This is a genomic window from Flavobacterium sp. ENC (assembly GCF_020991415.1).
Lineage (GTDB): Bacteria > Bacteroidota > Bacteroidia > Flavobacteriales > Flavobacteriaceae > Flavobacterium.
In genome coordinates, this window is record NZ_JAJMOY010000001.1 from 664,213 (window position 1) to 688,385 (window position 24,173).

Annotated in this window: 25 protein-coding genes; 24 read left to right on the forward strand and 1 reads right to left on the reverse strand. The window is 37.3% G+C overall.

The annotated features are described in order from the left end of the window. Positions 1 to 6: 6 nt before the first annotated feature. The 7 genes from LPB89_RS02710 to LPB89_RS02740 all read left to right on the forward strand — a co-directional run bounded on the left by LPB89_RS02710 (position 7) and on the right by LPB89_RS02740 (position 5,602). Positions 7 to 474, forward strand: a complete 468-nt coding sequence (locus tag LPB89_RS02710) for an ABC transporter permease (protein WP_230700146.1) — start codon at positions 7 to 9, stop codon at positions 472 to 474. A gap of 23 nt (positions 475 to 497) precedes the next feature. Then, positions 498 to 911 (forward strand): hypothetical protein, encoded by a 414-nt coding sequence (locus LPB89_RS02715; RefSeq protein WP_230700147.1) that lies wholly within the window; start codon positions 498 to 500, stop codon positions 909 to 911. Further along, positions 901 to 1,899 (forward strand): BtrH N-terminal domain-containing protein, encoded by a 999-nt coding sequence (locus tag LPB89_RS02720; RefSeq protein WP_230700148.1) that lies wholly within the window; start codon positions 901 to 903, stop codon positions 1,897 to 1,899. Before LPB89_RS02715 ends, LPB89_RS02720 begins: the two co-directional genes overlap by 11 nt. A 7-nt stretch (positions 1,900 to 1,906) precedes the next feature. Next, a complete protein-coding gene (locus LPB89_RS02725; RefSeq protein WP_230700149.1) occupies positions 1,907 to 2,659 on the forward strand; it encodes an ABC transporter ATP-binding protein in 753 nt (250 codons plus the stop codon). After that, entirely contained in the window at positions 2,649 to 3,932 is a 1,284-nt protein-coding gene (locus LPB89_RS02730; protein WP_230700150.1) for an ABC transporter permease, read from the forward strand. Before LPB89_RS02725 ends, LPB89_RS02730 begins: the two co-directional genes overlap by 11 nt. Next, positions 3,907 to 4,356 carry a thioesterase family protein gene (locus tag LPB89_RS02735; protein ID WP_230700151.1) on the forward strand — a complete coding sequence of 150 codons (450 nt, stop codon included), beginning with the start codon at positions 3,907 to 3,909 and terminating at the stop codon, positions 4,354 to 4,356. Before LPB89_RS02730 ends, LPB89_RS02735 begins: the two co-directional genes overlap by 26 nt. Positions 4,357 to 4,462: 106 nt before the next feature. Continuing rightward, positions 4,463 to 5,602 carry a beta-ketoacyl synthase gene (locus LPB89_RS02740; protein WP_230700152.1) on the forward strand — a complete coding sequence of 380 codons (1,140 nt, stop codon included), beginning with the start codon at positions 4,463 to 4,465 and terminating at the stop codon, positions 5,600 to 5,602. 9 nt (positions 5,603 to 5,611) lie between these two features. On the opposite strand, the gene LPB89_RS02745 is transcribed toward LPB89_RS02740, so the two are convergent. Beyond that, positions 5,612 to 5,800 carry a hypothetical protein gene (locus tag LPB89_RS02745; RefSeq protein WP_230700153.1) on the reverse strand — a complete coding sequence of 63 codons (189 nt, stop codon included), beginning with the start codon at positions 5,798 to 5,800 and terminating at the stop codon, positions 5,612 to 5,614. A 110-nt stretch (positions 5,801 to 5,910) separates the two neighbouring features. Between LPB89_RS02745 and LPB89_RS02750 the strand changes: the two genes are divergently transcribed. The 17 genes from LPB89_RS02750 to dusB all read left to right on the forward strand — a co-directional run bounded on the left by LPB89_RS02750 (position 5,911) and on the right by dusB (position 24,162). Further along, positions 5,911 to 6,528 carry a 3-oxoacyl-ACP synthase gene (locus LPB89_RS02750; RefSeq protein ID WP_230700154.1) on the forward strand — a complete coding sequence of 206 codons (618 nt, stop codon included), beginning with the start codon at positions 5,911 to 5,913 and terminating at the stop codon, positions 6,526 to 6,528. A gap of 2 nt (positions 6,529 to 6,530) precedes the next feature. After that, on the forward strand, positions 6,531 to 6,788 hold the full coding sequence (locus LPB89_RS02755; protein WP_132032712.1) for a phosphopantetheine-binding protein: 258 nt from the start codon (positions 6,531 to 6,533) through the stop codon (positions 6,786 to 6,788). A gap of 350 nt (positions 6,789 to 7,138) precedes the next feature. After that, on the forward strand, positions 7,139 to 8,338 hold the full coding sequence (locus LPB89_RS02760) for a beta-ketoacyl synthase (protein ID WP_230700155.1): 1,200 nt from the start codon (positions 7,139 to 7,141) through the stop codon (positions 8,336 to 8,338). After that, the gene (locus LPB89_RS02765) at positions 8,335 to 9,396 is read left to right on the forward strand and encodes a beta-ketoacyl synthase N-terminal-like domain-containing protein (protein ID WP_230700156.1); all 1,062 of its coding nucleotides are present in this window, start codon (positions 8,335 to 8,337) and stop codon (positions 9,394 to 9,396) included. Before LPB89_RS02760 ends, LPB89_RS02765 begins: the two co-directional genes overlap by 4 nt. Continuing rightward, positions 9,393 to 10,184 carry a polysaccharide deacetylase family protein gene (locus LPB89_RS02770; protein ID WP_230700157.1) on the forward strand — a complete coding sequence of 264 codons (792 nt, stop codon included), beginning with the start codon at positions 9,393 to 9,395 and terminating at the stop codon, positions 10,182 to 10,184. The genes LPB89_RS02765 and LPB89_RS02770 overlap by 4 nt, the downstream gene beginning before the upstream one ends. 57 nt (positions 10,185 to 10,241) lie before the next feature. Further along, a complete protein-coding gene (locus tag LPB89_RS02775; RefSeq protein ID WP_230700158.1) occupies positions 10,242 to 10,874 on the forward strand; it encodes an outer membrane lipoprotein carrier protein LolA in 633 nt (210 codons plus the stop codon). Then, the gene (locus tag LPB89_RS02780; RefSeq protein ID WP_230700159.1) at positions 10,840 to 11,475 is read left to right on the forward strand and encodes a hypothetical protein; all 636 of its coding nucleotides are present in this window, start codon (positions 10,840 to 10,842) and stop codon (positions 11,473 to 11,475) included. The genes LPB89_RS02775 and LPB89_RS02780 overlap by 35 nt, the downstream gene beginning before the upstream one ends. A 37-nt stretch (positions 11,476 to 11,512) precedes the next feature. Then, positions 11,513 to 12,130 carry a porin family protein gene (locus tag LPB89_RS02785; protein ID WP_230700160.1) on the forward strand — a complete coding sequence of 206 codons (618 nt, stop codon included), beginning with the start codon at positions 11,513 to 11,515 and terminating at the stop codon, positions 12,128 to 12,130. A 6-nt stretch (positions 12,131 to 12,136) separates the two neighbouring features. Then, positions 12,137 to 12,757, forward strand: coding sequence for an outer membrane beta-barrel protein (locus LPB89_RS02790; protein ID WP_230700161.1), 621 nt, complete (start codon positions 12,137 to 12,139; stop codon positions 12,755 to 12,757). Between the two features lie 40 nt (positions 12,758 to 12,797). After that, the gene (locus tag LPB89_RS02795) at positions 12,798 to 13,169 is read left to right on the forward strand and encodes a 3-hydroxyacyl-ACP dehydratase (RefSeq protein WP_127338129.1); all 372 of its coding nucleotides are present in this window, start codon (positions 12,798 to 12,800) and stop codon (positions 13,167 to 13,169) included. Positions 13,170 to 13,171: 2 nt separating this feature from the next. Next, entirely contained in the window at positions 13,172 to 13,657 is a 486-nt protein-coding gene (locus LPB89_RS02800; protein ID WP_230700162.1) for a hypothetical protein, read from the forward strand. An 18-nt stretch (positions 13,658 to 13,675) separates the two neighbouring features. Beyond that, entirely contained in the window at positions 13,676 to 14,857 is a 1,182-nt protein-coding gene (locus tag LPB89_RS02805) for a DUF2062 domain-containing protein (RefSeq protein ID WP_230700163.1), read from the forward strand. A gap of 2 nt (positions 14,858 to 14,859) precedes the next feature. Next, positions 14,860 to 18,540, forward strand: coding sequence for a 1-acyl-sn-glycerol-3-phosphate acyltransferase (locus tag LPB89_RS02810; protein ID WP_230700164.1), 3,681 nt, complete (start codon positions 14,860 to 14,862; stop codon positions 18,538 to 18,540). Position 18,541: 1 nt separating this feature from the next. After that, a complete protein-coding gene (locus tag LPB89_RS02815) occupies positions 18,542 to 20,059 on the forward strand; it encodes an NAD(P)/FAD-dependent oxidoreductase (protein ID WP_230700165.1) in 1,518 nt (505 codons plus the stop codon). Positions 20,060 to 20,067: 8 nt separating this feature from the next. Next, positions 20,068 to 21,729 carry a C45 family peptidase gene (locus tag LPB89_RS02820; RefSeq protein WP_230700166.1) on the forward strand — a complete coding sequence of 554 codons (1,662 nt, stop codon included), beginning with the start codon at positions 20,068 to 20,070 and terminating at the stop codon, positions 21,727 to 21,729. Positions 21,730 to 21,731: 2 nt separating this feature from the next. Next, positions 21,732 to 23,021, forward strand: coding sequence for a phenylacetate--CoA ligase family protein (locus tag LPB89_RS02825; protein WP_230700167.1), 1,290 nt, complete (start codon positions 21,732 to 21,734; stop codon positions 23,019 to 23,021). 148 nt (positions 23,022 to 23,169) lie between these two features. Further along, the gene (gene dusB, locus LPB89_RS02830; RefSeq protein WP_127338123.1) at positions 23,170 to 24,162 is read left to right on the forward strand and encodes a tRNA dihydrouridine synthase DusB; all 993 of its coding nucleotides are present in this window, start codon (positions 23,170 to 23,172) and stop codon (positions 24,160 to 24,162) included. Positions 24,163 to 24,173 lie beyond the last annotated feature (11 nt).

A 24,173-nucleotide genomic window follows, 5' to 3' on the forward strand; every position in this document is an offset into this window, starting at 1 on the left:
ACTTGTATGAGAACCGCTGTTGACATCCAGAATTATTTACCGCACCGGCCACCTTTGCTCATGGTCGACTTAATTCTGAATGTAGATGCCAGTTTTGTAGAAACCGTGTTTTTGATAAGAGAAGACAATATTTTTGTCAGCAACGGTGTTTTTATCGAAGCCGGTCTCATAGAAAATACCGCACAAACCTGTTCTGCCATAGTCGGGAAAAAATATTTTTTTGACGAGAACGGTTCAGAAAATGAAAACATACATGTAATTGGTTTTATCAGCGCCATAAAAAACCTGAAAATACACCAACTGCCAAAAGCTTACGATACTATTATTACGCGGGCAAACCTGGTTTCAAAATTTGAAGGCGACGATTATACTTTATGCACCATGAGCTGCGAAAGCTTACTGGGAGATAAAAAACTTTTAGAATGCGAAATTAATTTGTTCATTCAAAAAACAATTTCGACTGTAGTATCCTAATTTCAATCGAAAACTAAACGGTCATGGAAAAAGAAAAAGTACCACAAGACACAAGCAACTTAACTAAAAATAACGTCAAAGAGCTTTTGTATGCCACCGATGAAAACGGTGATTACACCACAACTTTAAGTACCGGTTGGGAACCCAAGACCATTGCACTTTCAAATTCCATAGATGATATTAATGAAAGGATTGCCGAAGCAAAAAGGCAGGTCGAAACCGGCGAAGCAAGTCCGATTTGTTATTATATGGAACGCAACAAAATGGATTTGACGATTTTGGCAAGTTATGTCGGAATGTGGAAATGGCGCGTGAAAAGACATTTTAAGCCAGCCGTTTTTGCCAAATTAAACGATACCATTTTACAGAAATATGCCGACGCTTTTGAAATAACAATAGCCGAACTAAAAAACATCAAAAAGACTAATGCAGACTAATTTCACACATCATCAATCTGCCCATTGCGAGAATGGAGTAGCTTCGAATTTGTTAAAAAACAGCGGACTGAACATCAGTGAACCGATGGTTTTTGGGATTGGTTCCGGGCTTTTTTTCGTGTACCTGCCCTTTATAAAAGTAAATCACGCCCCGGCAATCAGCTACAGAACGCTGCCCGGACAGATTTTCAATAAGGTGGCAAGACGTTTAAACCTTAAAATAAAAAGACAAAAATTCTCTTCTGCAACAAATGCAAATGCGGCATTAGACGCGAATTTAAAAAACAATATTCCGACAGGATTACAAGTTGGCGTATATCACCTGAGTTATTTTCCGGATGAATACCGCTTTCATTTTAACGCTCATAACCTGGTCGTTTACGGCAAAACCGATACCGATTATTTAGTAAGCGACCCTGTAATGGAAACGGTTACGACCTTAACCCATGACGAATTAGACAAGGTTCGTTTTGCCAAAGGTGCTTTTGCGCCACGCGGGCAAATGTACTATCCGATTCAGGTTCCAAAAGAAGTCGATCTGAAGAGTGCTATCATAAAAGGAATCAAAAATACGTGTCGTGATATGCTGGCTCCAATGCCAATCGTGGGTGTACGCGGAATTAAATTTGTATCGAAACAAATCAGAAAATGGCCTGTAAAACACGGCACTAAAAAAGCCAATCATTACCTGGCGCAAATGGTTCGCATGCAGGAAGAAATTGGTACCGGAGGCGGTGGTTTCCGTTTTATTTATGCTGCTTTTTTACAGGAAGCTTCAGTGATTCTGAATAATGAAGAATTGAAAGTGCTTTCAAAGGAAATGACCCAAATTGGCGATTCATGGCGTGATTTTGCCGTAGAAGCTTCCCGTATTTATAAAAACAGAAGTGTCAAGGAAGATGCCTACAATACTATTGCCGATGAACTTCTGGACATTGCCAACAGAGAAGAAATCTTTTTCAAAAAACTAAAAAAAGCCATTAGCTAAACATATTTTGCAGCCCATTATAAAAATAGAATCCCTCTCGAAAAAGTACAAAGATGCAGATCTGTATTCTTTGAACGATTTTTCGCTGAACATATACGAAGGCCAGATTTTCGGATTATTAGGTCCGAACGGTGCCGGAAAAACCACTTTGATTTCCATGCTTTGCGGACTGGTAAAACCTACCTCAGGGCATTTTTCCATAAATGATCTGAACTACACAGACCATTCTTCAAAAATTAAAAAAATTATTGGCGTTGTACCACAGGAATATGCCTTATATCCAACCTTAACCGCGAGGGAAAACCTGCATTATTTTGGAAGCATGTACGGCCTGAAAGGTTCGTATCTGAAAGATAAAGTAGTCGAAACGTTAGATCTTCTGGGGCTTTTGAAATTCGCAGACAAACGTATCGAAACCTTCTCGGGCGGAATGAAACGAAGAGTCAATCTGATTGCCGGAATCCTGCACAATCCAAAAGTTTTGTTTCTCGATGAACCAACCGTAGGGGTTGACGTTCACTCCAAAAATGCGATTATAGATTATTTGAAATTATTAAACGAACAAGGAACTACTATTATATATACTTCACATCATTTGGCCGAAGCCGAAGATTTCTGTACCAACATCGCCATTCTGGACCAGGGCAGCATTTATGCGCAGGGCACACCTTCGGGTTTGATTGCTTCTACCGCTGAAGCCGGAAATCTCGAAGACGTTTTTATTTCACTAACCGGTAAAAACTTAAGAGATGGTATATAAAATCTGGATGTCGGTCGTAAAAGAATTTTTACTGCTTAAACGCGATTTAGGCGGTTTAATTATTTTGTTTATCATGCCGCTGGTGCTTGTCATCACGGTTACTTTAATACAAGACAGTACTTTTAAAACCATTAGCGATAGCAAAATTCCGATTTTACTGGTTGACAATGACAAAGGTTCAGTCTCTAAAACTGTTTTTGATAATCTCGAAAAAAGCAATTTGTTTAGCGTGGTTACTCAGATTGACAATAAACCCATTACGGAAGAAGTTGCCAAAGAAGCTGTTTACAAAGGAAAATTTCAATTGGCGATTGTAATTCCGAAAAACCTGAGTGTCGATTTGCAGACCAAAATTGATCAGAATGTAGCCAAAATTGTCAGCAGTATGGGGTTAACCGACAGCACGGCAACGGCAGCACCTTCGAAAATAATCAAAGAAAAAGAAGTGAAATTGTATTTTGATCCGGCGGTTCAGATGAGTTTCAAAAATGCGGTCATGAATGCTATTGATAAAATGATTTCGCAAATCGAGACCAAATCCATTTACACCACTTTTCAGAATCAGTTAGGAGAAGGTACCGCTTCATTCGAACAAAAGAGTTTTATTACGTTCAAAGAAATCATTCCGAGAATAAACAACAAAGAAATTCGTCCCAATTCGGTGCAGCATAACGTTCCGGCCTGGACGCTTTTTGCCATATTTTTTATTGTAATTCCGTTGTCTATCAATATCGTAAAAGAAAAATCACAAGGTACCTTTGTACGATTGCTAACCAATCCGGTTTCTAACCTGATTGTCATCATCGGAAAAACCATTACGTATTCTGCAATCTGCATGATTCAGTTTTATATGATGGTGGCGGTTGCAATTTTTCTGTTTCCGCATATTGGCCTGCCTCCTTTAAATATCGAAGGACATTTGTTTTTAATGAGTGTTGTAGCGTTGTTTTCCGGATTTGCCGCAATCGGATTCGGAATTTTATTGGGAACCGTAGCCAGCACGCAAGAACAATCTGCGCCGTTTGGTGCCACGAGTGTGCTCATTTTAGCGGCCGTTGGCGGTGTCTGGGTGCCTGTTTTTGCTATGCCGAAAATTATGCAGGTCATAGCCAAATCATCCCCAATGAACTGGGGACTCGAAGCCTTTTACGATGTTTTATTGCGCAACGTAACATTATTAGAAATCATTCCAAAAATAAGTTTATTGTTTTTGTTTTTTATCATCACCACCTCCATCGCATTATTTTATGACAAAAAGAAAAGAACAGTTTAACGAAGCCACTGACCTGACGGTAACGCACGAAATCAGAATTCGTTTTAACGAAACTGATCCGCTTGGCATTGTCTGGCATGGAAATTACATTACCTATTTTGAGGATGGACGGGAAGCGTTTGGCCGCCAGCACGGACTTACCTATCTGGATATTGGCAACACGGGTTACACGACCCCAATTGTAAAATCAAAATGTGAACATAAATTATCACTCCGTTATGGCGATGTGGTCACGATAGAAACCACAGTAGTAGATACGCCTGCGGCCAAAATGATTTACCGTTTTAAAATAATAGATGCAAAAGGCGAAATAGCCTGTACCGGCGAAACCGTGCAGGTATTTTTAGACGGCGACGGAAATTTAATGCTGACCAATCCCCCTTTTTACGAAGAGTGGAAAAGAAAAGTAGGCTTATTAAAGTAGAACACGAATTTCACGAATTAGCACAAATTACAAAATAAAAAACCTGTGTTAATCCGTTTAATCCGTACAATCTGTGGCCTATTTATAGACCATAAAAAAAGAAAAAATGACAAGAGCAGTCTATATCACTGAAACCAATTGTATAACGCCTTTAGGGTTTGATGTCAAATCGAATACCGAAGCAATTCTTCGTGGTGATTCCGGTATTCAGCTGCACGAAGATCTTTCTTTGATGCCGATACCGTTTTATGCTTCCATTATCAATAATGAAAAACTAAACAGTGCTTTTGAGAAAATCAGTACTGACAAAAAATATTCCCGTCTGGAGAAAATGATGATTATGGCTTTAGAACCGATTATCAAAAATTCAGGAATTGAATTAAATTCAAAAACAGCCTTTATACTTTCGACTACAAAAGGAAATGTTACGGCATTAAAAGAGAATTCAGAAGAAAGTTTCAATAATGCTCATTTAGATGTCCTGGCAAAAAATGTTGCAGGTTTCTTCGGATTTCAGACGCAGCCCATTGTGGTTTCGAATGCCTGTGTTTCCGGAATTTTAGCCGTCTCCGTAGCCAAAAGATTAATTCAGTCGGAGCTGTATGACAACGCTTTTGTCATTGCCGGCGATGAAGTTTCGGAGTTTGTTTTATCCGGATTTAATGCGTTTCAGGCCATGAGTGATCTGCCTTGCAAGCCGTATTCTAAAAACAGAACCGGTGTAAGTTTAGGCGAAGCAACGGCTGCAGTTTTAGTTTCAGCGGATGCCACAAATGCAAAAGTAAAAGTGATCGGAGACAGTTCGATAAACGATGCCAATCATATTTCCGGTCCTTCCAGAACAGGTGAAGGTTTGTACCGAAGTATACAGAATGCTTTGAAAGAAGCGCAAATTGAAACCGACAAATTAGATTATATCTCAGCACACGGAACTGCCACTCCATTCAATGACGAAATGGAGGCCATTGCCCTAAATCGTTTAGGTTTACAAAATGTTCCGATAAATAGTTTAAAAGGATTTTATGGGCATACCTTAGGTGCTTCGGGATTGTTAGAAACCGTAATCGCCATTGAATCTGCCAGCCAGAATCTGCTTTTTGAATCAAAAGGTTTTGATGAAATTGGTGTAAGTGAAACTATAAATGTAATTGAGAAGAATGAAAAGGCAACTATTGAGTTTTTCCTGAAGACGGCTTCCGGATTTGGAGGTTGTAATACGGCTGTTGTTTTTGAAAAAGTGAAATGAAATGGAAAATTATTCTTTTGTAAAAAATGCTTTTCCTTTTATTTCTTTTTCTTTTAAAATGGCATCCAAAATTTTAATAATCGTTGGTTTTGAAACATGTTGGTTTTCTAAAGACATTGTAGAAAATACAGTATTAGTAAGCACTTTTGACAAAAAGCTTTTTTGTTTTAACTGCGGATATTTTTCGTAGAATTTCATAACTTGACAAATTTATAAAAAAACAATGACAAATACAGTTTAACAGCTAAGTATGTTATTCTCAATCAGGAAAAAATCATACTGATCCATTTGTATTAGCAATCAAAACAATGACTCAAAAAACCAACATACAATCCTGCATCACCATCCAAAACAACGAAATTGTTTTGAACGGAATTTCGGTATTCAAAATCGAACCCACCGATTTTGCGGATTTCTCGAAACAAGCCTATCGTAATTTTGACCTGCAATACCCCAAGTTTTTCAAAATGGATGCTTTGAGCAAACTGGCTTTTTTAGGATCAGAATTGCTTTTGAGCCCCATAACTTCTTCGGCTGAACAGGAAAATAATATTGCGCTGGTTCTGGCCAATAAATCCTCCAGTTTAGATACCGATGTAAAATATCAGGAATCTATTTCAGAGCAGGAAAACTACTTTCCGAGTCCGGCGGTTTTCGTTTATACGCTGCCAAATATTTGTCTGGGCGAAATAAGTATCCGCCATCAGCTGAAAAGTGAAAATTCTTTCTTTATATTTGATGCCTTTAACACTGAATTTATGTCTAATTATTCTAATATTCTTCTGAATTCGAATAAGGCAGACCTGGTTCTTTGCGGTTGGGTAGAATTTTTTAATGACGATTACAAAGCGTTTCTTTGCACCATCAGTAAAGAAGAAAGCACGAAATATACAAACGAAACTATCAATACATTATACAATCAATAATCATGGAAGCATTAAAACTGGAATTAAAAAATAAAATCATTACAACGTTAAACCTTGAAGATATCGCTGTGGAAGATATTGCAGATAACGACGCTTTATTTGGAGATGGTTTAGGTTTGGACTCGATTGATGCCCTTGAATTAATCGTGATATTAGATAAGGATTACGGAATTAAACTGGTAGACCCGAAAGAAGGGAAAACCATTTTCCAATCGATCGAATCTATGGCGGCTTACATCAGCGCTAACAGAACGAAATAGATTTTTAGATCGTTAGACTTCTTGGATTTTTAGATTTCTTAGATAAGAATATCCAAAAATCTAATTTTAAAATAGTTTTAAACTTTGGCAAATAAAAAGAATAGTCTAAAAATCGAACAATCTAAGAAGTCTTATAATCCAAATTAGCGCTAACAGAACAAAATAGATTTTCAGATCGTTAGACTTCTTAGATTTTTAGATTTCTTCGATAAGTAATATTCAAAAATCTAATTTTAAAATAGTTTTTTTAAACTTTAGCGAAACAGAAAGAATAATCTAAAAATCCAACAATCCAAGAAGTCTGAAAATCTAAGCAAGTCTAATAATCTAATCATCTAAGAAGTCTAATAATGAAAGGTGTTGCAATAACAGGAATGGGAATTATCTCTTCGATTGGAAATTCAGTTGAGGAAAATTTAGATTCATTATTACATGAAAATCGTGCCATTACCCGTGTCCGGAATATTACAACGATTCATGCCGACATTAATAAGGTAGGGGAAATTAAAAAAACCAATCCGGAACTGATTGACGAATTGGATCTTCCGACGGATAATAATTTCTCGAGAACGGCTATGATTGGCACTTTTGCAGCAAAACAGGCTGTCGAAAATGCCGGAATTACAGCTATAAACGAATTCAGGACCGGACTAATTTCGGCTACAAGTGTGGGCGGAATGGACATGACGGAAAAATATTATTATGATTATTTCGAAAAGCCGGAACTTGTAAAATATATTAGCTGTCATGACGGTGGCGATGTTGCCGATAAAATTGCTTCAGAGTTGGGTCTAAAGGGAATGGTAACGACAATCAGTACCGCTTGTTCATCGGCTGCGAACTCCATTATGCTGGGCGCGCGATTGATAAAAAGCGGAAAACTGGACCGTGTTATTGTGGGCGGAGCCGATGCTTTGGCAAAATTCACCATCAACGGATTTAAGACTTTAATGATTTTATCCGACGATTATAACAAACCTTTTGATAACAACCGTAAAGGTTTGAATCTGGGAGAAGCTGCAGCCTATCTGGTTTTGGAATCCGATGAAATTGTACAAAAACAAAACAAAAAAGTCCTCGCCAGGGTTTCCGGCTACGGAAATGCAAACGATGCTTTTCATCAGACTGCTTCCTCAGAAAACGGGGACGGCGCTTACCTGGCGATGAAAAAAGCTTTTGAAGTTTCAGGTTTGAAACCTTCTGAAATAGATTATATCAACGTACACGGAACGGCAACTCCCAATAACGATTTGTCTGAAGGAAGAGCAATACTTCGTATTTACGGAGAGGAGAAAGTCCCTGATTTTAGTTCGACAAAACCTTTTACAGGACATACCCTGGCAGCAGCAGCGGCCATTGAAGCGGTTTATAGTGTCCTGGCCATTCAGAATAATGTGGTGTATCCGAATATGAATTTCGAAACTCCGATGGAAGAATTTGATTTGCAGCCACAAACTTCCTTAAAAAATAAAAACATCGATCACGTTTTATCTAATTCTTTTGGATTTGGAGGAAACTGTTCTACCCTTATATTTTCAAAAAGCGAATGAAAAAAACATATATAAATGGAGTAGGCTGTATTTCGACTCAAAAAACATTTGATACTGTTTTTTTGGAAGACGCCGTATACAATCAGAACGACAACATTCTTAGTGTGGTCTCCCCTGCTTACAAAGATTTTATTGCTCCCGCAGCAGCCAGAAGAATGGCCAAAGGGGTGAAAAACGGAATCGTAGCTTCGGCATTGGCGATGAAAGACGCACAGGCTGAAAATGTAGACGCCATCATTACCGGAACAGGATTAGGCTGTATCGAGGATTCTGAAAAATTCTTAAAAAACATCCTGGATAATAATGAAGAATTTTTAACGCCAACCGCATTTATTCAATCTACCCATAATACCGTTGGGGCACAAATTGCGCTGACCATGCAGTGTAAAGGGTATAATTTTACCTACGTAAATGGTGTAGTTTCTTTCGAGTCTGCCCTTCTGGATGCTAAAATGCAACTGGAAGAAAACGAAGCCAGTTCGATTTTAGTAGGCGGCGTAGATGAAAATGGCGATTATACCATGGAACTTTTTAAATTGGCCGGACGAGTTAAACAGGAAAGTGAAGAGCCGTTTACTCTTCTAGCTCCAAAAACGATGGGAGCTGTTCACGGTGAAGGCGCCAGTTTTTTTGTTTTGGAAAGTGAAAAAAAAGACACCACTTACGCCGAAATTCTGGATGTTGAAATCATAAACACTTTAGAAGAAAATGAAATTGAAACGCACATAACCGCTTTCCTAAAATCTAACGGTCTTCAAATTTCAGACGTTGATGCTATCGTTTTGGGTTTTAACGGCGATGTGAAATTCGATTCGTATTACAGAACGCTGACCGAAAATACTTTTTCAGCTACCCCTCAGTTGTATTACAAACATTTGTGTGGCGAATACGATACGGCTTCAGCTTTTGGATTGTGGATGGCCTCAAAAGTTATAAAACTGCAGGAAATTCCGGAAATTGTAAAAGTGAATTCGATTAAAAAATCAGCTTACAATACTATTTTATTATACAATCAGCTGAGCGGAAAAAATCATAGTTTTACGTTACTGTCAAAATGATAACGCACAAAAACATTTCGATATTTTTTGTCTGTTTATTGCTTGTACTGCTTTTTCTGAAGCTTTATACGCCAATTAGCTGGATATGGTTTATCGTGATTGTTTTACTTTGGCTCGGAATCAATGCTGTTGGTTCTGCCAGAATTTCTTCTGATTATCATGTAAAAGCGTTCTGCAATAATCCTTTAGAAACCGAAAAAAAAATAGCCCTTACTTTTGATGATGGTCCTGGTTTATATACTTTGGAAGTTTTGGCTCTTTTAAAAAAATACAATGCAAAAGCTACTTTTTTCTGCATTGGAAAAAACATTGAAAGCCATCCTGAAATCGTAAAACAAATTATTGAAGAAGGTCATTTAGTTGGAAATCATTCTTACAGTCATTCGAAATTTTTTGATTTCTTCAATGCTGTAGTAATCACCAAAGAACTTCAGAAAACAGATTCTCTTTTAGAAAAATTTACTCCGGGAAAAATAAAGTTCTTTCGTCCTCCTTACGGTGTCACTACACCTTCCATTAGAAGAGCTTTAAAAATTACCGGACATCAGGTGATTGGCTGGAATATCCGGTCGCTCGATGGCGGGACAAAAGATCAGGATTTAATTTTCAATCGTATTATAAAACGTATTTCTCCCGGCGGAATCGTACTTTTGCATGATACGGCGGCACACTCTGTTTTAGTACTGGAACGGTTTTTGCAATTTTTACAGCAAAACAATTACAAAGTGATTTCGACCGAAGAACTTTTGAACCTTAAAGCGTATGAAAGCGTCATGAATGCTACTTAATCAAAAGTAAAGCAGAATGACGATTCCATTTTACTTTAAAACAAATACTAAATACAAATGAAAACTAAAATATATCTTTTCCTATTGCTAATGAACATCGGTACTGCCGCAGTAGCCCAGGAACAAAAAATGTCTGATGCCGAAATTGCTGCTTTTAAGCAAGACGTCAACGTGGTATCGAAAAAAATTAAAACCCTTAGTACCGATTTTGTGCAATACAAACATTTGGACTTTTTATCGAAGGATATTGAAACTTCCGGAAAAATGATTTTTAAGGAACCAGGTCTGCTGCACTGGCAATATAAAAAACCATACAATTACAGTATTGTTTTTAAAAGCGGTAAAATCCTGATTAACGACGAAGGAAAGAAAAGTGCCGTGGATATCGGAAACAGCAAAATTTTTGGCCGCATCAATAAATTAATTGTAGGGAGCGTAAGCGGAAATATGTTTGATGAAAAAGAGTTTACGATTTCCTATTTCAAATTAAAAGGACAGAATCTTGCTAAATTCATTCCGAAAGATGCTACGCTGAAAAAATACATCAAACAGATTGAACTGACTTTCGATAAAGAAGAAGCCACCGTGGTTCAGGTAAAATTACTGGAATCCTCTGAAGATTATACCCGAATTGTACTTAAAAATAAAGTGATCAATGCAAAAATCGACGATTCAGTTTTTACTAATTAATTGCGTACTCGCAATTGTTTTAATTTCCTGTGGCTCGGTCACAAAAAATTATTCGCCTAAAAAATTAGACAAAACGTCTTACGAAGCTCCGTATTTTTCAAATCCCAAAACCGATTATGTTTATAAAACGAATATCACGGTTTACGGAAATGAAATGTCCGGAATTTTTATTGCCAAAAAAATAAACGACAGTACACATCGTGTTGTTTTTACCACTGAATTTGGGAACAAACTGCTGGATTTTGAAATTTCCGATAAGAGTTTTAAAGTCAATTCGATTGTTTCAGAATTAGACCGGAAAATCCTCATTAATACTTTAAGAGACGATTTCCGATTGTTGCTGAAAAAGGAATATTTAATTCAGGAACAGTTTGAAAACGAATCAGATAACATCTACAAATCGGCTGATGGCAAGAGAGATAATTATCTGTTCCTGTCCAAAAAAGACCAGAAATTAGAGAAAGTAATTCATGCCTCTAAAACAAAAGAAAAAATAACACTCACATTTAGTTCAGAAAACAATATTTTTGCCGAGAAAATTCAGATTATTCATCAGAATATTAAACTAAAGATTGAATTCAATTATTTTAAATCAGAATAAAAATTTAAAAGAATCATAAACTTTAAATCAAACCAAAATGAAAAAATTAACCGTAATTGCTTTTGTTTTATTTACAGGTCTTATCACATCAAACGCGCAGGTAACTGTGAGCCCGGGACTTCGTGGAGGTTTAAACCTTTCGAACTTATCCAATATTGATGACAATGGTTTTAAATCCGATTTTTATGTTGGTGGTTTAGTCGACATAAAATTCAACAGGTTTTTTACGCTGCAACCTGAATTAACGTATTCGAGACAAGGCTCTGAAGGAAGATATTATGATTATCAAACCCCGGATTACGGGACGCCTGTAAAATACGAATTAAATTATCTTACGGCTGGTGCTATTGCTAAATTCCACTTCGGCGGAAAAGGTTTTCACATTTTGGCGGGACCATCAGCTGATTTTAAAATAAGTGACAATTTTGACCAATATGGTTTTAATCCAATCGATTTTGACTTTTCTGTCGTTGCCGGATTGGGTTATACTTTACCAAACGGGTTAACCTTTGAGGCAAGATTTAAACAGGGACTAATTGATATTTATGGTTACGACGGTCTTGACTACGATGATAACGGAGATTATTATTATGATGATGTCATCTTAAATCAGGTATTTCAGATTGGTATCAGTTATACATTTAAAACGAAATAAAATATTTTGAATTCAAAAAAACTGTTCCTCGCGATAGTCGCTTTTTTTGCATTGCAGCAAACACAGGCCCAATTTTCTTTTAAACCCGGTTTGAGAGGGGGTTTTACGTTTTCGACTATTTCAGAAACGCATTCTAATTACAAACCCAGTTTTTATGTTGGTGGTTTTGCAGAACTAAATATTAAAAAACATTATGCCCTGCAGCCTGAAATCACCTATACCAGACAAGGCTCTGAGGATGTAACCCGAAATTATACTGACGCCAATTCCGGAATAGAAAGAACAGAACGCCGCGATTTACAACTCGACTATTTATCCTTTGCCCTTATTAATAAATTCACCTTTGGGCCCGGTTTGCAAATACAATTCGGACCTGCTTTAGATGTCTTGGTAGCTGATAATTTAGCCCGCAGAAAAACGTACAATGATTTAGCCTTTATTACCGGTATTGCTTATAAATTGTCTTCAAATGTAACTATTGAAGCCCGGGTTAAAAAAGGCCTGCTTGACGTATTAGACAGTGATTATTACCACAATGACCGTAATGATTATTATTTTTTTGGAGATTATAACACCAATGTCAATTTTCAAATAGGAATTTCTTATTCTTTTGAAGGAAAAAAATAAAAATAAGTGCCGCATCTACATTCGGCAAAAAAATAAAATTATGGTTTTAAAAGACTTTTATAAAGTACTTTCAGAAGAGAAAACAGGAGACGCTAAATATAATATTCGTATATTAGTTAATGCCAATCATGAGGTTTTTAAAGGTCATTTTCCGGGAAATCCTATCATGCCGGGCGTTTGCATGATTCAGATTATTAAAGAACTGACAGAATCTGTTACTAAAAGTACCCTGATGATTCAGACGCTTACCAATGTAAAATTCATGGCGCTCATTAATCCTGAAACATCACCCGAATTACGCCTGGAACTTGAAATTGTAATTACTGAAGATGATTTGGTTAAGGTGAAAAACACAACTTACTTTAACGACACCGTTGCTTTAAAATTAAGCAATGTGTATAAAAAACTATAATTATGAAATTACTATTGTCATTAGTTCTATGGATAAATTTTGCCGGAACACCGGATTTGGCTTCGATTCGAAAAATGTATGCTGATGTTGCAAAATCAGAAGCAAATGCTAAAGAATTTACAGCCAAACTTTCCGGTATTTCAAACAACGATGAAAAAATTTTAGTGGCTTACAAAGCGGCTTCCATTGTATTGGAATCTAAATTTGAAAACATAATAGGAAGCAAAATTTCAAGCTTTAAAAAAGGGGCAAAACTTCTGGAAGCTACTTTAAAAAGCGATCCGGATAATATCGAAATCAGAATGATCCGTCTGAGTATCCAGGAAGATGTTCCGGGAATTACAGGTTATAAAAAAAATATTAAAGAAGATAAAAAATTTATCACAGCACATTATGCCGAGCAAAATGGCGCTTTGAAAGATTATCTAAAAGACTTTGTCCTGCAATCGAAAAGTTTCTCTGAAAAAGAGAAGCAGTTCGTGAAGTAGGCGAAGAAACCAAATGCAATGAAACCTTCAATACCACAACAAGAAGTCCTTCAGAATGTTAATTTTTGTGTGATTGTGCCAACGTACAATAATCACAAAACTTTAAAAAAAGTGCTGGATTCTATTTTAGATTTCACTCCAAATGTCATTGTAGTCAATGATGGATCGACCGATGAAACAAGTGAAATTTTAAAACAATATTCGCAGTTCACCCAAATTCATCACGCCAAAAATTCCGGAAAAGGAATGGCCTTACGAAATGGTTTCAAAAAAGCAATTCAAATGAATTTTGAATATGCCATTACCATCGATTCCGACGGACAACATTTTGCCTCCGATATTCCGAATTTTATCACTGAGATTCAAAATCAGCCACATTCTTTATTGATCGGAAGCCGAAACATGACACAGGAAAATGTGCCTAAAAAAAGCAGTTTTGGTAATAAATTTTCAAATTTCTGGTTTTGGTTTGAAACCGGAATTAAACTTGAGGACACACAATCGGGTTTCCGGTTGTATCCGTTGCAGCTGATCCCGAAAAAATATTACACCAATAAATTCGAATTTGAAATTGAGGTTATTGTACGTTCGGCCTGGAAAGGAATTGTGGTAAAAAATATTCCGATTCAGATTTTATACGACCCTGCCGAAAGGGTTTCGCATTTTCGTCCGTTTAAAGATTTTACCCGAATCAGTATCCTGAATACTGTTTTGGTGATCAATACACTGCTGTACATTAAACCCAGGGATTTTTTCAGAAGAGCAAAAAAAAAAGGCTTTAGGAAATTTTTCCTTGAAGATATTTTAGAAAGCAGTGATTCGAATTTCAAAAAAGCGGCTGCCATTGCATTGGGGATTTTTATCGGAATGTCTCCTTTTTGGGGCTTCCAGACGATATTGCTTTTGTCTTTCGCTACTTTATTCAGGCTCAATAAAGTCATTGCTTACCTGTCCTCAAATGTTAGTTTTCCTCCTTTTATTCCCTTCATTATTTACGGTTCGCTGAAAATGGGAAGCTATTTTGTATCGGGTGAAACTTCCTTGGTTTTAGACAGTTCACTTACACTTGACGATATTCAGAAAAATGCAACGCAATATATCGTAGGAAGTCTTATTTTAGCATCCGTTTCCGCGTTGATTGCAGGGCTCCTGAGCTATTTGCTTTTAACTTTTTTTAGTTCCAGAAAAAACAAAAAATAAACATGCATCATTATTTCTACGCTATTCATTTATTTGTAAATCGAAGAAAATCGCTGTCGGTTCTGTTGGCAGTTGCGATGCTTTTCCTGTTTGGCTTTTTTGCTTCCCGGATAAAATTCGAAGAAGATATTACCAAACTTATCCCCACAAACGACAAGTCCGATGTGACGGCAAAAGTGCTGAAACAGCTTAATTTTGCGGATAAAATTACCGTTATTTTCAAACTGGATAAAAACGGAACGGAAGAGGATTTAAAAGAAATGGCCACTGCATTTTCAGACAGTGTTGCTGTATCCTGCAAACCTTATATAACCGGAATTCAGGGAAAAATAGACGAAGAAAATATTCAGGAAACAATTGATTTTGTGTACGGTAACCTGCCGTTGTTTCTCGAAAATAAAGATTATGCCGCTATTAAGGATAAACTGCAAAAAGACAGTATTGCGGCAACGGTTCAGGGAAATTACAAATCGATTATTTCTCCTTCCGGATTTGTAACCAAAGATTTTATCCTCCAGGATCCTTTGGGAATTTCTTTTATTGCCTTAAAAAAATTACAGCAGCTGAATGTTGGTGATGATTTTACGCTCGATAATGGTTTTGTAATGACCAGGGACAAAAAGAAATTGTTACTTTTTATTACATCGAATCTTCCGTCAAGCGAAACGGAAAAAAACAGTCTTTTTGCGGCTAAGCTTCAATCGATTCAGGAAAATCTGAATCAGAAATTCAAAACCAAAACCTCCATAAGTTATTTTGGTTCGGCTCTGATTGCGGTTGCCAACGCGAATCAGATTAAAAGCGATATTATCCTGACAACGTCAATCGCGATGTTTACGCTGATGCTGATTTTGATTTTATTCTACAGAAAAATTTTAATTCCGTTAATCATTTTTCTACCCACCGTTTTTGGCGCTTTGTTTGCCGTTGCCTTTTTATATTTTGTAAAAGAACAAATCTCAGCTATTTCCCTGGGAATCGGTTCTATTTTGTTGGGGATTACGATTGATTACTCCATTCATATCCTGACCCATTACAAACACAACAGCGATGTAAAAACATTGTACAAAGACATTACCATGCCGGTGATCATGAGCAGTTCTACTACTGCGGTTGCCTTTTTATGCCTGCTTTTTGTAAAATCCGATGCGCTGAATGATTTAGGGATTTTTGCAGCCGTAATTGTCATGGCTTCTGCTTTTTTCTCTCTTTTAATTGTCCCGCATTTATACAAACCGAAAGAAAATAATTTTGACCACAAGAAAAACGTGATCGATAAACTGGCCCATTTTTCTTTTCATAACAATAAAATCCTGATCGGGCTTTGTGTGCTAATTACCATTGTTTGCTGTTTTACCTATAATAAGGTCGGCTTCAACAATGATTTATCGCAGTTGAATTTTGTTCCGAAAGAAATAAAAGCTGCCGAAAAAGATCTTGAAGAGAGTACAAGCTTAATGTCCAAAACGATTTATGTTGCTTCGTACGGAAAAACGATGGAAGAAGTGCTGCAAAACAACAGCCACCTTTTTGCTGATTTATCCAAGGAAAAACAACAACAGAAAATATTAAATTTCAGCTCCGTTGGCGGAATCATGCTTTCGCAAAAAGAACAACAGCAGAAAATTGACCAGTGGAATTCCTTTTGGGATTCGAATAAAAAGCAGCTTCTAAAATCACAACTGATTTCTGAAGGTCTGAAATTAGGTTTTAAACCAACGACTTATTCCAGCTTTTTTGATCATTTGGATGCAGATTTCAAACCCATTTCAGCAGCTGAATATCTAAAAGTTCAGACTCTGCAATTGCATGAATTTGTCACCGAAAAAAATGGTTTTTTTACCATTTCAACTTTAGTAAAAGTAGCACCCGCACAACGTGATGCATTTGTAAAATCGGCCGAAACGAAAAAAAATCTGATTGCCATTGACCGTCAGCAGATGAATGAAACTTTTTTCAGCACTTTAAAAACGGACTTTAATTCGCTTGTCAATTATTCTTTTGTCGCAGTAATCCTGATTTTGTTTTTCTTTTTCAGGAGAATCGAACTGGTGATTGTAAGCTGTATTCCGATTGCTTTAACGGGAATTGTAACGGCAGGAATTATGGGCATTTTTGGTATTCAGATGAATATTTTCAGTATGATTGTCTGCACGCTTATTTTCGGCCACGGTGTCGATTTCAGCATTTTTATGACAAGTGCCCTTCAGAAAGAATACACGAACGGAAAAAACGAAATTGCAATTTACAGAACGTCCATTATTCTGGCCGTAATTACCACTATTTTAGGAATTGGTGCCATGATTTTTGCACAGCATCCTGCGCTTAAGTCTATCTCTTCGGTTTCACTAATCGGGGTTTTTGCAGCGCTCATTATTACCTTTATTTTCTATCCGATCCTGTTCAAAGTATTTATCTCCAACCGGTCAAAAAAAGGAAATGCCCCTTTTGAATTGCGAAGCTTACTTCATGGAATAGTGTCATTTGCTTACTACGGACTTGGCGGTATTGTAATGTCTGTTTTCAGTATGACGCTCATGCCAATTCTTCCAATTAGGGAAAAACCAAAAATGAAAGCATTCCGGTATGCCATTTCAAAATTCATGAAATCGGTCCTGTATTCTAGTCCGCTTTTACACAAGAAGATCATTAACAAGTATAACGAAAATTTCGACAAACCCGCCATTATTATTGCCAACCATTCGTCCTTTATCGACATTCTGGCGATGGGAATGCTAAGCCCGAAGATTATCTTTTTGGTCAATGACTGGGTATACAACTCTCCTATTTTTGGCGGCACCGTTAGAAAAGCAGGTTTCTATCCGGTTTCAGAAGGTCTGGAAGGCGGTGTGGAACATTTGCGCCAAAAAGTAAACGAAGGCTATTCCTTAATGATTTTTCCGGAAGGAACACGTTCGGAAAGCAACCAGATCAAGCGTTTTCATAAAGGTGCGTTTTATCTTGCCGAAGAATTTAATCTGGACATTCTTCCCGTGCTGATCCATGGTGCTTCAGAGGCCATTCCGAAAGGCGATTTTGTCATTCATCACAGTTATCTCACACTTTCAATTTTGGAAAGAATTACACCCGAAAACCTTTCTTTCGGGAAAAATTATGCCGAAAGAACGAAACAAATAGGTGCTTTTTTCAGGGATCAGTTTAGCCTCCTCCGTCAGCAATTAGAAGGTCCTGAATACTGGAAAAAAATGCTTCTTCACAGTTATGATTACAAAGAAATTGAAATCATAAAGAGTGTGAAAAGCAATCTGAAAAATCATTTAGAAACGTATCATCAGCTTAACAGGCATCTTTCGGCGAAAGCCAGAATATTGCATTTGTCGGATGATTACGGACAACTGGATGTTTTACTGGCTTTGCAGGAACCACAGCGAAAAATAGATTCTTTTCATTATGACGAAGAAAAATCAGCCGTGGCCAAAACCAATTATATCGTCACAAAAAGAAAAATCTCTTATCTGGAAAATATAGAAACCGCATTCGAAAATCAATATGATGCTGTTTTAATTTCTGATGAAAATTATAAAAATGAGGCTGACAAAATTATTTGCCTTACTTCAACGGTAATTTTAATGGATAGTCCCCGTTTAAAAGACACTTTTACTAACTTTGGTTTTCATGCTGTTTTGGATGAAGATGGGCTAATTATATTAAAGAAAAACTAGAATGAAAGAACATTACGATGTAGTGATAGTTGGTAGCGGTTTAGGCGGATTGGTGTCGTCTATAATTCTGGCTAAAGAAGGCTATAGCGTTTGTGTGCTTGAAAAAAACAATCAATATGGCGGAAACCTGCAGACTTTTGTACGCGACAAGACAATTTTTGATACCGGAATTCATTACATCGGAGGATTGAATGAAGGGCAAAACCTCTACAAATATTTCAAATATCTCGGAATAATTGATCATTTGAATTTAAAAAGATTAGATGAAAATGGTTTCGATATGATCACTTTTGAAGATGATACAACCGAATATCCCCATGCGCAGGGCTATGATAATTTTGTAAAACAATTAGAAAATTATTTTCCTCAGGAAAAAACAAATCTTGAAGCTTACTGCCAGAAAATAAGAACGATCTGCGATTCATTTCCACTTTATAATTTAGAGTGGGAAGGCAAATATGACAATGCCATTTTAGAATTAAACGCTAAAGCAACTATTGACGAATTTACGCAAAACGAAAAGCTACGAGCGGTTCTTGGCGGCTCCAATTTTTTGTATGCCGGAATAGCAGACAAATCGCCTTTTTATGTTCACGCCCTTTCTGTAAACTCTTATATTCAGAGTTCCTGGCGTTGTATCAATGGCGGAAGTCAGATTACCAAACAACTCCTGAAGCAGCTCAAAAAACACGGAGGCGAATTTTACAAACATAAAGAAGTAACTCATTTTCCTGTCGAAAACAACAAAGTAACGGCTGTAAAAATGAAAGACGGAACGCAGGTTTCAGGCACTTATTTTATTTCGAATATCGAACCGAAAACTACCTTAAAGATGGTTGGCGAAGAAAACTTCAGGAAATCTTTCTACAGCCGGATTCAGAGCCTGGAAGGTGTGATTTCTGCATTTAGTCTTTATATTGTTTTTAAACCTAAATGTTTCAGATACATCAATCATAATTATTATCATTTTAAGAAGAGTACCGAAGTCTGGACTTCCCATGAATACAATGAAGAGACCTGGCCAAAAGCGTACATGGCGTCGATGAATGCTTCTAAAAAAGAAGAAGAATGGGCAGAAGGAATGACTTTTATTACCTACATGAAGTTTGACGATGTTCTGACATGGAGCGACACATACAATACCGCGGCTGAAAAAAATGAGAGAGGGGAAAGTTACGAGGAATTTAAGTCCCGAAAGGCAGCCAGATTTTTAGATGAAATTGAAATAAAATTTCCGGGAATAAGAGATTGTATCCGGTCCGTACATACTTCAACACCGCTTTCTTACCGAGATTATATTGGTGGTGACAGAGGTAATATGTATGGTTATGTAAAGGATTCCAACAATCCGATGAAAACCCTGATTGCCTCCAAAACCAAATTAGATAACCTGTACCTTACGGGGCAGAGTATCAATATGCATGGCGTTCTGGGCGTAACAATCGGAGCTGTCGTAACCTGTTCGGAAATTGTCGGAAAAGAATATCTTGTAAACAAAATCAACCAGGCATCTGAATAATTAGCGCTATGAACACCCGGATCCATCTACTTTTCTTCATTGGTTTATTAGGAGTATTGGTTTCCTGTGGTACCTCCAAATCACAAAAGCATTTGCCCGATATTGCGCATTACGAAGCCGCAAAACCAATTGTTACAAAAGTATCCGACAGTATTTTTCTTTCCGGTAAAAATTCACTTTTAAAAAACAAACAAGGTCTCTGGGAGTTATACGTTGAAGGAAATCCCCTTGAAATTGGTCTTGTAACCGGAGCCCTTTCCGATTCGCTTTTAAAAAAGCAGGAACAGATTTTTTTCTCCCGGATTGAAGATTTTGTTCCTTCGAAATTCAGGCAAAGACTGCTTCGCAATTTTCTTAAATGGTATAACAGAAAATTATATCAGAATGTACCGGATGAATATCAAACGGAAATTTATGGCGTTTCGCAATATGCGTCTCATGATTTCGACAATTTAGCCCCGCAATACCAACGGAACTTATATTTGCATGCCGCACACGATATTGGTCATGCTTTACAGGATCTGGCTTTGGTGGGCTGCTCCTCTTTTGCTGCCTGGGGCGAAAAATCTGAAGATGGGAATTTAATTCTGGGCCGCAATTTTGATTTTTATATAAATGATGCTTTCGCCGAGAATAAAATAGTCGCTTTTATAAATCCGAAGGAGGGTCATCCTTTTATGATGGTAACCTGGCCGGGCATGATCGGCGCTGTTTCGGGAATGAATAAAGAAGGCCTGACCGTGACCATAAATGCCGGGAAATCCAAAATTCCAATAACTGCCAAAACCCCGATTTCTATCCTGACAAGAGAAATTTTGCAGTATGCCGCAAATATCGATGAAGCGATTGCTATTGCCAAAAAAAGAAAGGTCTTTGTTTCAGAATCTATAATGGTAGGGAGTGCTCAGGACAACAAAGCTGTTTTGATCGAAGTCTCACCGGAAAAAATGGACGTGTATGATGTTCCAAACACCAGTCAGTTAATTTGTTCGAACCATTTTCAGAGTGATGCTTTTAAAAATGACGAAAGAAACCAAATGCAAATTGCCAATAGCCATTCGAAATATCGCTTTGACAGAATGCAGGAACTTATTGCAGAAAACCCAAAACTTAATCCCGAAATTGCATCCCAAATTCTAAGAAATAAAGAGGGCCTGCACAATATGGCTTTGGGTTACGGCAATGAAAAAGCCTTAAATCAACTGATGGCACATCACGGGATTATATTTAAACCCAAAGAAAAAATGGTCTGGGTTTCTGCAAATCCGTATCAGATGGGGGAATTTGTCTGTTATAATCTGGACTCCGTTTTTAACAACAGAAAAAACGGAACTGTTCTTTCATTTGAAGAAGAAAAGCGAAACATTGCCAAAGATCCTTTTTTGGAAACCGCAGCTTTTAAAAACTATCAGAAATTCAGAATTGAAGATCACAAAATAGATTCGTACCTGAGAAATAAAAAAGAAATCCCTTTTGATTTTATCCGGAATTACCAATCTTTAAACCCGGATTATTGGGTTGTATATTATAAAGCAGGATTGTATTTTTACCAAAAGAAATACTTCCGGCTGGCTCAGGAAAATTTTGAAAAAGCGCTAACCAAAGAAATTACAACTGTTCCTGATAAAGAAGCAATTGAAAAATATTTAAAAAAAATCAGAAGAAAATGAAAATGATTCCATCAATAGAAAAGGATTCTTTAGAACAGATTAAAAATTTTCAGGAGCAGAAATTAGCAGAACTTTTGACCTATATCAGTCAGAATTCCCCTTTTTACAAAAGACTTTTCGCAGGGCAGCATATTGATATTTCAAAAATAAAAACTTTGGAAGATTTACAGCATTTGCCTGTCACAACAAAAGAAGATTTACAGCAGTACAACGATGATTTTTTATGCGTTCCGCAGCATAAAATTATTGATTATGCTTCTACTTCAGGAACTCTGGGAGATCCTGTTACTTTTGGTCTGACCGATTCTGACCTGGACCGACTGGCCTATAATGAAGCCATTTCGTTTGCCTGTGCCGGAATTGAAGAGGGTGACGTGGTGCAATTAATGACGACAATCGACCGAAAATTTATGGCCGGCCTGGCGTATTTTTTAGGCTTACGAAAACTGAAAGTCGGCGTGATTCGCGTGGGAGCCGGAATTCCGGAATTGCAGTGGGATTCGATTTTAAAATATAAGCCTTCCTATTTAATTACGGTTCCTTCTTTTTTACTGAAGCTAATTGAATATGCAGAAGCGCACGGAATTGACTATAATAATTCAAGTATAAAAGGCGCCATCTGCATTGGGGAATCGCTCAGAAATCAGGATTTTTCGATGAATATTTTATCCAGTAAAATCACCGAAAAGTGGAATATAAAGTTGTTTTCGACTTATGCTTCTACCGAAATGAGTACGGCTTTTACCGAATGCGAACATGGCATTGGCGGTCATCACCATCCGGAACTAATCATTGTGGAAGTGCTGGACGAAAATAATATTCCTGTAAAAGAAGGTGAAATTGGCGAATTGACTTTTACCACTTTAGGCATTGAAGCTATGCCTTTACTGCGTTTTAAAACCGGCGATATTGTACAGTTGCACAACAGCCCTTGTGCCTGCGGAAGAAATACACTGCGTGTTGGTCCGGTTGTCGGGCGTAAAAAGCAAATGATTAAATACAAAGGAACAACACTTTATCCGCCTGCCATGAATGACGTTTTAAGCGGTTTTGACAATATCGAAAATCATATCATTGAGATTTCCACCAACGACTTAGGAACCGATGAAATTCTAATCAAAATTGCCGTAAAAAATCAAACTCCTGAATTTTTACAGGAAATTAAAGATCATTTCAGGGCCAAATTAAGAGTGACGCCAAAGATAGAATTTGCTGCAAAAGAAACTTTAAATCCTATGGTTTTTAACCCAATGAGCCGAAAACCAATTCGCTTTTTTGATTACAGAGTTTAGCGGAAAGGGACAAAGTTACAGAGTTCAGAGGAATAAAGGTTCTTAAAAGCCTGGCATAAAACCTTTGAACCTTTGTCGCTCTGAACCTTTGAACCTCAATTTGATACAAATTAAACTAAATGTTGTAATTTTGCACAAAATATTGAAGATGGTCAAGATTGGCAACATAGAATTACCCGAATTTCCTTTACTACTCGCTCCGATGGAAGATGTGAGCGATCCGCCGTTTCGCAGATTATGCAAAACGCATGGCGCTGACTTAATGTATTCTGAATTTATTTCGTCGGAAGGATTGATTCGTGATGCGATCAAAAGTCGAATGAAGCTGGATATTTTTGATTACGAACGTCCGGTTGGAATCCAGATTTTTGGCGGTGATGAAGAAGCGATGGCACTTTCGTCTAAAATCGTTACAACCGTAAAACCTGATTTAGTGGATATCAATTTCGGATGTCCGGTAAAAAAAGTCGTTTGTAAAGGTGCCGGTGCAGGAGTTTTAAAAGATGTGGATTTGATGGTGCGTTTAACAAAAGCGGTTATCAGAAGCACCGATTTACCGGTTACGGTAAAAACACGTCTGGGCTGGGATGACAACTCTATTAATATTGATGAAGTTGCCGAAAGGTTACAGGATATTGGTGTTCAGGCTTTAACGATTCACGCCAGAACCCGCGCTCAAATGTATAAAGGTCACGCCGACTGGTCGCACATTGCAAGAGTAAAAAACAACCCAAGAATTACAATGCCTATTTTTGGAAATGGCGATATCGACAGCCCTGAAAAAGCATTAAAATATAAAAATGAATACGGTATCGACGGAATCATGATTGGTCGTGCCGCCATTGGTTATCCGTGGATTTTTAACGAAATTAAACACTATTTTAAAACCGGTGAGCATTTAGCTGCCCCAACGGTTGGTGATCGTGTAGAAGCCGCCAGAAATCATTTGCAATGGTCTATGGACTGGAAAGGCGAACGCTTGGGAATTGTGGAAATGCGCCGTCATTATACCAATTATTTCAAAGGAATTCATTCGTTTAAAGAATACAAACAAAAACTGGTAACGACTGATGAGCCTGAAATTTTATTCGCTATCATGGATGAAATAAAAGAGGTTTACGCCGGATACGAGTTTGTGTAAAAAATAATTTT